Genomic DNA, 8,208 nt, shown 5'->3' on the forward strand with positions numbered 1-8,208 from the left:
TGAAGAAGTGTTCGGCATCTAGTTTATCTGTAAATTTCATGCGTTTTTTAATAAAACGAATGAACCATTTTTGGTTTAAATCTTCTTCTTCATCAGATTTTTTGAACATTGTAAAACCTGTATAAACTAAGAAAGCACCAAACACATATAAGATCCATTCAAATTGAGAGATCAATGATGCACCAATCAATACCATGATTACGCGTAATGCAATTGCTGCGAAGATTCCATACACTAAAACACGGCGTTGAAATTTTGCCGGAATTTTAAAGAAGCTAAAAATCAATAAAAATACAAAAATATTATCAATAGACAATGATTTTTCAAGGACATAGCCTGTTAAGTAGTCCATGGATGCTTCTACTGCCATTGCTTGTTGTGCTTCTACTGTTAGATTTAAATCGGGGAATTCACCATGAGCTAAATACCAATATAGCCAAACATTGAAAAGTAAGGCAACAGTTACCCAAACAAGCGTCCAAATCAAAGCTTCTTTGACGCTAACTTTATGATCACCAGTTTGCTTTAAAGCGAGCATATCAACAGCAATCATAATCAATACAGCAATGGTAAAAACAGTATATAAAAATGGGGAGCCTATGGGAGGGATGGGTGTCATTTACAAAGTTTCCTAGATGGACTTAAAATAGTTTAACAAATATTCATCAAAATCAGATTGAGGTTCGGATTCTAATGCTTTTTGACGCTCAATGCTTTGTTTGGCTAATTGCTGAAACATCGCGCGTCGTTCTTCTGATAAAACTGGTGTAGTGAGATAATAATTTTTATACTGTTGTGCTTTTTCAATACAGTAATCATTATATTGCAGATTTGATGCGGTCAATTCACTTAATATTTTTGCAGAGGGCGTGAGGTTACTATCCTTAATCATTGCATCTAGTGGTGCAATTGTTGAGCTGTATTCAGGTCCTAAAATCTCGGCAACAGGCTGAATCCATTCTAATAATGATTGTAATAACTCTGAAAGTGGTACTTCATTGCATTGCACGTTAAGTGTTAGGTTTTCTGTTCTACCTTTTGCAGCAATTAATGATAAATTCTTTTGATTCCGTTCATATTCTGTTTTACACAATGGATCAGCATTACTTAATAAACAGGTTGTTAGAAATGCTTGTAGGAAGCGGATAGTTTCTATGGATATGCCTGTTGCAATGGTTGGCATAATATCAACAGAGCGTAATTCAACATAACCTATACCGCGTTGTTTTAAAGCGGACAATAATGTCTCTCCGGGTTTTAAAACTTGTTTAGGTCGAATACTTGCGTAATATTCATTTTCAATTTGTAGAATATGGTTATTGATTTGAAAGTATTCCCCATCTTTTTTAATAGGGATATGAGAAACTTTGTCGCAAGGTGTTAAAATGGCATGCTCAATGTCTGCAATATAATCTTTTAATGAATTAAAAGATACATTGAACTTACATTTGTTATTGCTATAGCCAATGTCAGACAAACGTAAGGATGTGCTTTCTTTAATATAAACCGTTTCATCATCAAACTTTTCAAATTGCCCATGATTATTATTTGATAAAAAACTTTTGGGCATCAATGGCGAGGCACCAAAGAAATAAGGTACTAAAAAGCCAAATCTTGATACTGACCGCATTAGATGTAGATAGCGTTCAGATTTAAAATCTATTAATGATTGTTGGTTACCAGTAGCTTTTTGCAGTGCTGTAAAGAATTCATCACTCAATGAAAAGTTAAAGTGAATGCCTGCAATAGATTGCATCATTTTACCGTAACGATGTGATAAGCCAGTGCGGTACAATGTTTTCATTTTTGCAGCATTAGATGAGCCATATTGAGCAATTGGGATTTCATCTACATTATTGATCAATGGCGGCATGGAATCTGGCCAAACTAATTCATTATCCAAATTTTCTGCAGTAAATGCTTGGATTTCATCTAAGGCTTGATATAAGTCTTCAGGCGAATGATAAACATCAGTAACAAACTCTAAGAGGTTTTCTGCAAAATCAGTTGTGATATTTGTATTTATCAGGGCGGAACCTAGAGTTTGAGGATGTGGTGTTTGGCTGAGTTTGCCTTGTGAATCAACACGTAAGCCTTCGCGCTCTAATCCCATCGATACATTTTGAATTAAGTGAACATCATCACCCAAAGCTTCAAGATTAGACTTGACTGAATTCATCAACTGTTTAAACATAATCAATCCTTTTAAAGAACTGGCTGTAGATCAAAGCCTACATGTGTTTGCCACATGTTTAAAATTTTACAAAAGAGTTCTGCAGTTTGTTGGGTATCATATAATGCGGAATGTGCACCTTCTGCGTCCCATTTCATACCTGCCGCAATGGCTGACTTTGCTAAAACTGTTTGGCCAAATGCAAGGGCGCTCAAGCTCGCTGTATCTAAGACAGAGAATGGATGAAAAGGTGCACGCTTAATATCACATCTTTCAATAGCTGCATTGACAAATGCAAGATCAAAATGTGCATTATGGCCTACTAAAATAGCTCTGGTACAGCCTTGTTTTCTTACTTCTTCTCGAACAGCTGTGAAGATTTTTTGCATAGCTTCTTTTTCAGCCACAGCCATGCGAAAAGGATTATCTAGCTTAATGCCATTGATCTTCATAGATTCAGGATTGATGCCTAAATTAGGCGCAGGCTCAATATTGGCTGCAACATGATGGGTTGTTTTCATCATGCCATTTTCATCAATATCCAAAAACACTGCTGCAATCTCTAAGAGGGCATCTTTTTTAGGATTAAGACCACCAGTTTCAACATCAATCACAACAGGTAAGAACCCCCTAAATCTAAGAGACATTAAGGGGATATTCGTTAATTGATCACTCATGACTATTGTGCGGCCTTTGTGCGTTTTGTTGTACGCTTAGTGGTTGTAGGGGACTTGTCTTTTTTATATTCAATCAATGGTTCTGCTTTATCAATGATTTGTGGGCGATCAATGATTACTTTAGAAACATTTTCTTCAGATGGAATTTCAAACATAGTATCTAATAACGTAGATTCAATGATGCTGCGTAATCCTCGAGCGCCTAATTTACGTTGGATGGCTAATTCAGCGATAGCTTTTAAGCCTTCTTCTGTAAAATCTAATTCGACATCATCTGTTTCAAATAAGTATTCAAATTGTTTGATGATGGCATTTTTAGGTTGCGTTAAGATATTGATTAATGCAGCTTCATCAAGCTCCTCTAATGTTGCAATTACAGGCAAGCGGCCAATGAACTCAGGAATTAAACCATATTTGGTTAAATCTTCTGCTTCCACTTGTGCAAATAATTCAGATAAATTGCGTTTTTCTTCTGATTCTTTCAATGCAGCAGTAAAGCCAATGCCACCTTTGTTTTGACGCATACTGATAATTTTTTCTAAACCCGAAAATGCACCGCCACAAATGAATAAGATGTTGCGAGTATCGACATTGATCAATTCAGCATTGGGATGTTTGCGCCCACCTTGTGGTGAAACAGCGGCAACTGTACCTTCAATGATTTTTAACAATGCTTGCTGAACACCTTCACCAGAAACGTCGCGTGTGATGGAAGGGTTGTCACTACGGCGTGTGATCTTATCGATTTCATCGATATAGATAATGCCTGTTTGTGCACGTTCCACGTCAAAGTCAGCATTTTGCAATAAACGCTGAACAATGTTTTCAACATCTTCACCCACGTAGCCAGCTTCTGTTAATGTTGTTGCATCTGCAATCGCAAAAGGTACGTTGAGCATTTTAGCTAATGTTTCAGCCAATAATGTTTTACCTGAGCCTGTTGGGCCGATCAGCAAAATATTGCTTTTCGTTAATTCAACATCACTGCGCACAGTTTTAGATTCTAAGCGTTTGTAGTGATTGTAAACCGCAACGCTTAATGTTTTCTTCGCCAAATCTTGGCCAATGACATATTCGTTCAGTGCTTCATAAAGCTCTTTAGGTTTAGGTAATGGTTTCTTTTGATACTCTTCAGCAAACTCTTCGGTGATGAGTTCGCCACATAAATGAATGCATTCATTACAGATATAAACGCTAGGGCCAGCAATGAGTTTTAATACTTCATCTTGTGATTTATCACAAAATGAACAACGCAATACTTTTCCTTTTTTCTTCGGAGAGTCTGTCATAATTTTATCTTTTCATTAACGGTGAGAAACAACTGCATCGATTAAGCCATACTTTAGCGCCTCTTCTGCGCTCATATAGTTGTCACGATCTGTATCTTTCACGATTTTTTTCAAAGGTTGTTTAGAGTGCTTGGCCATGATTTTGTTCAAGCGATCTTTAATGTAAAGAATTTCTTTTGTATGAATTTCAATATCTGTTGCTTGACCTTGGTAACCGCCCAAAGGTTGGTGGATCATTACGCGTGAGTTGGGTAGAGAAAAACGCTTACCTTCAGCCCCCGCATTTAATAAAAATGCCCCCATGCTACAAGCTTGGCCAATCACCATTGTGGAAACATCAGGTTTGATGAATTGCATAGTATCGTAAATCGCCATGCCAGCAGTCACTGAGCCGCCTGGTGAATTGATGTATAAATGTATGTCACGATCTGGGTTTTCGGCTTCTAAAAAGAGCATTTGTGCCACGATAACATTTGCACTGTAATCATCTACAGGACCACATAAAAATATCACGCGATCTTTCAATAGACGAGAGTAAATATCAAATGAACGTTCGCCACGAGCTGTTTGCTCGACAACCATAGGCACAAGATTAAGGTTATGAATCTCGTTGTTAAAAGACATTAGAATCCTCATGACCAATTTAAAATTAAGCCACTAATTCTATCAGAAAGCTTTGTAAAATCCTATGGCAATTATTAGTAGCTAGATTTATTTGAATAATTACATTTATTAAGATTATTTTCGGTATAGTGTAGTCTTGTTGTGAATATTGTGACATTGGATAGGATATGGAACGTAATTATAATTTTTGTGCTGGCCCATCGACTTTACCTGAAGCTGTATTAAGACAAGCACAGGCAGAATTGTTAAATTGGCATGGTTTAGGTGCTTCTGTGATGGAAATTTCCCATAGAAGTAAGGATTTTGAAGCTATTGTGACTCAATGTGAGCAAAAAATGCGCTCATTATTGAATATTCCAGAAAATTATAAAGTGATCTTTTTGCAAGGTGGAGCATACGCGCAGTTCTCGATGATCCCATTGAATTTATTAGGCAATAATACGCGCATCGATATGATTGAAACAGGTGTGTGGTCTAGTAAAGCTATTGGGGCAATGAAGCGTTATGCTGATATTAATATTGCAGCCAGTACAAAGGATACGAAATTTACGACATTGCCAGAAGCTAATGCGTTAAATTTTTCTGAAGATAGTGCCTTTGTTCATTATTGTGATAACGAAACAATCAATGGTGTGGAATTCAATTATATTGTTGATAATACACCATCACCTGTTGTTGCTGATATGAGTTCTAACATTTTATCTCGTGAGTTTGATGTTTCTAAATTTGGTGTCATTTACGCGGGTGCACAAAAAAATATTGGTCCATCAGGTGTTACATTAGTGATTGTTCGTGATGATTTATTGGGCAAGGCTGACTCTAAAATGTCAGATGTTTTCAATTATGAGTTGCAGTCTAAAAATTTGTCTATGATCAATACGCCGCCAACATTTTCATTGTATATGATTGACTTGGTTTTAACTTGGTTGCAAAATCAAGGGGGTGTTGCTGCTATTGAACAGGTTAATAATGCAAAAGCAACAATGCTTTATGATTTAATTGATAAAAGTGAATTTTATAACAATCCCGTTGCAGTGAATGCACGTTCTCGTATGAATGTTCCTTTTACTATTGTAAATTCAGAATTAGATCCCATCTTTTTAGCTAAGGCAAAAGAGCAGGGCTTGATTAATTTAGAAGGACATCGTTCTGTTGGTGGAATGCGTGCAAGTATTTATAATGCATTACCATTAGAAGGTGTCAAAGCTTTGTGTGAATTTATGTCTGACTTTGAGAAGCAATACGGATAAACACAGATTGATAAATACTAGGTTACAAAAAATTATGACGATTAAACAAAAAAAATTGGGCGTGATTGCGTCTGTTGTTGCGATTTTGCTATTTGGTCATGTCAATGCATCAGAAATACAATCTATACCTGCCGCAACTCAGGAAAAACAACTGCCAAAAATTACGCCTAATCAAAGGTTTGAGCGTATTAGCTCTGCAAATGCAGTAGCATTATCTCAATTTCATTATGGCAAAATTCCTTTGGATGAGGTTTTATCTGAACGTGTTTATTCGCTGTATCTAAATTCGTTAGACCCCCAGCGCGTTTATTTTTTGCAATCTGATATAGAGCAATTTGATCAACATAAGTTATTGTTTTCTGATTATCTAAGGAAAGCGGAGTTGCGCTTTCCTTTTGAAATGTATAATACTTTGATTCAGCGTTTAGATGACCGTCAAACATCTGTGAATCAATTGATTGATCGTGATTTCGATTTCACTAAGAAAGAAGAAATTTTGATTAATCGTAAAGATGAACCCTATGCCAAAACTGTTCAAGAATTGGATGAGATTTGGTATCAACGTATTAAAAACGAGCTTATCAATTTGTTAGTTTCTGATGAAGAATTAACATTAGATGAAGCACGTGCGAAATTAAAAAAACGTTATGCATCACGTCATGAGCGTTTAATGCAGGTGGATGTGGATGATATTTTTGAAATCTATATGAACACAGTTGCATTGGCATTTGATCCTCATTCTGGTTATTTATCTCATCGTACAATGGAAAACTTTAATATTAATATGAGTTTGTCATTGCAAGGGATAGGTACAGTATTGCGTCAAGATGACGATGGTATTTCCATCATGGAAGTTGTGCCGGGTGGGCCTGCGGATCAAACCAATCAATTAGTAATTGGTGATCAACTAATTGGTGTGGCACAAGGTGATGATGGTGAATTTTTAGACATCGTAGGCATGAGATTGGATCGTGTAGTTGATAAAATTCGTGGCAAAAAAGGCACTGTAGTTCGATTGCAAATTATGGGTAATAAAGGCAAAGGTCCTGAAAAAGTTGTGCGCATTGTTCGTGATCAGGTGAAATTAGAGCAGCAAGCAGCCAAGTCCGATGTGAAAACAGTTGAAAAAGATGGGCAAGTACAAAAAATAGGTGTGATTACATTGCCTGCATTCTATAGTGATTTTGAAGGAAGTAAAGGTGGGGAAAAAGAGTTCAGAAGTACAACGCGTGATATTAAAAAGCTTGTGAATGAATTACAAAAGAAAGATAAGATTGATGGTTTAATTATTGACCTTCGTGGTAATGGCGGCGGTGCTTTAGAGGAAGTGATTAATCTTTCTGCATTATTCATTGAGCCAAAGAAAACCGTAGTTCAAGTTAAAAATTATAATGGTTCGATTGATACCCGTCACAGCACACAAGAAACAAAGATTTATAATGGCCCATTGATGGTGATTACAGATCGCTTAAGTGCATCTGCAAGTGAGATTTTTGCTGGTAGTATTCAGGATCAAGCGCGTGGCTTGATTGTGGGTAATACAACGTTTGGTAAGGGGACGGTTCAATCACTCTTGCCTTTGGATGGTTGGTTGGCTAAATCAGATAAGCCTGGGCAGAGTAAAGTGACAATTGCGATGTTCTATCGCGCAAACGGTGAAAGTACGCAAGAGAAAGGTGTTGTGCCTGATATTGTGTTGCCACAGATTTATAACCCTGCGGATATTGGTGAATCTAAGGAAAAATACGTTTTACCTTGGGATCAAATTCCTGCGAGCAAGGATTTAGTTGTTAATACATCACTGGAAAAATATGCGAAGCCATTACAAGAAGCACACAATATTCGTTTAGAGAATGATGAAAAATTGAAAATTTTTCAAAAGCAACGTGATAAGATTCAAGCTTTATGGGATGTAAAAACATTGTCACTAAACTTGGATGATCGCCGTAAGGAATTGAAAGAACAAGAAGATGATTCTTTCAAAAGTAGCAATGAAATCCGTGCCATGTATAACTTAGAGCCATTAACATTGGAGCAGTATAAAAATGAAGATGGCACTCACACAAAATTGTTGAAAGATACAACGCCAGATATTTTATTGGATGAAAGTGTGAACATCATGAGTGATTACATCGAGCTTTTGAAACAGCCAAAAGCGAAGTAATCCACAAATTCAGATTCAAAAAAAATAGCCT

At 36.6% G+C, this 8,208-nt stretch carries 7 protein-coding genes; 2 read left to right on the forward strand and 5 right to left on the reverse strand.

The window, feature by feature from the left end:
* From BZK14_RS00965 to clpP, 5 genes are all read right to left on the reverse strand, one after another.
* The coding region (locus tag BZK14_RS00965; protein WP_425445325.1) for a TerC family protein at nucleotides 1-619 on the reverse strand (619 nt) is incomplete at its 3' end.
* Between the two features lie 12 nt (nucleotides 620-631).
* Nucleotides 632-2,194, reverse strand: coding sequence for a glutamate--cysteine ligase (gene gshA, locus BZK14_RS00970; RefSeq protein WP_077924738.1), 1,563 nt, complete (start codon nucleotides 2,192-2,194; stop codon nucleotides 632-634).
* 11 nt (nucleotides 2,195-2,205) lie between these two features.
* Nucleotides 2,206-2,850: a ribonuclease T gene (gene rnt / locus BZK14_RS00975; protein ID WP_077924739.1), complete on the reverse strand. Its 645-nt coding sequence runs from the start codon at nucleotides 2,848-2,850 to the stop codon at nucleotides 2,206-2,208.
* Between the two features lie 2 nt (nucleotides 2,851-2,852).
* A complete protein-coding gene (clpX, locus tag BZK14_RS00980) occupies nucleotides 2,853-4,139 on the reverse strand; it encodes an ATP-dependent Clp protease ATP-binding subunit ClpX (protein WP_077924740.1) in 1,287 nt (428 codons plus the stop codon).
* Between the two features lie 15 nt (nucleotides 4,140-4,154).
* Entirely contained in the window at nucleotides 4,155-4,763 is a 609-nt protein-coding gene (clpP, locus tag BZK14_RS00985; protein WP_077924741.1) for an ATP-dependent Clp endopeptidase proteolytic subunit ClpP, read from the reverse strand.
* Between the two features lie 167 nt (nucleotides 4,764-4,930).
* On the opposite strand from clpP, the gene serC reads away from it, so the two are divergent.
* Both serC and BZK14_RS00995 read left to right on the forward strand, forming a co-directional pair.
* Nucleotides 4,931-6,013 carry a 3-phosphoserine/phosphohydroxythreonine transaminase gene (gene serC / locus BZK14_RS00990; RefSeq protein ID WP_077924742.1) on the forward strand — a complete coding sequence of 361 codons (1,083 nt, stop codon included), beginning with the start codon at nucleotides 4,931-4,933 and terminating at the stop codon, nucleotides 6,011-6,013.
* Between the two features lie 34 nt (nucleotides 6,014-6,047).
* Nucleotides 6,048-8,177 carry a carboxy terminal-processing peptidase gene (locus BZK14_RS00995; protein WP_245831104.1) on the forward strand — a complete coding sequence of 710 codons (2,130 nt, stop codon included), beginning with the start codon at nucleotides 6,048-6,050 and terminating at the stop codon, nucleotides 8,175-8,177.
* The last annotated feature ends 31 nt before the right edge of the window (nucleotides 8,178-8,208 follow it).

Origin of the sequence: Wohlfahrtiimonas larvae, assembly GCF_002006755.1 — a bacterium.
In the GTDB taxonomy this organism is placed as follows: Bacteria; Pseudomonadota; Gammaproteobacteria; order Cardiobacteriales; family Wohlfahrtiimonadaceae; genus Wohlfahrtiimonas; species Wohlfahrtiimonas larvae.

What these genes read in the sequence shown, in the direction of transcription:
- clpX (WP_077924740.1), bottom strand. Translation starts at nt 4,139, where the DNA reads ATGACAGACTCTCCGAAGAAAAAAGGAAAAGTATTGCGTTGTTCATTT.
- serC (WP_077924742.1), top strand. Translation starts at nt 4,931, where the DNA reads ATGGAACGTAATTATAATTTTTGTGCTGGCCCATCGACTTTACCTGAA.
- clpP (WP_077924741.1), bottom strand. Translation starts at nt 4,763, where the DNA reads ATGTCTTTTAACAACGAGATTCATAACCTTAATCTTGTGCCTATGGTT.
- rnt (WP_077924739.1), bottom strand. Translation starts at nt 2,850, where the DNA reads ATGAGTGATCAATTAACGAATATCCCCTTAATGTCTCTTAGATTTAGG.
- gshA (WP_077924738.1), bottom strand. Translation starts at nt 2,194, where the DNA reads ATGTTTAAACAGTTGATGAATTCAGTCAAGTCTAATCTTGAAGCTTTG.
- BZK14_RS00995 (WP_245831104.1), top strand. Translation starts at nt 6,048, where the DNA reads ATGACGATTAAACAAAAAAAATTGGGCGTGATTGCGTCTGTTGTTGCG.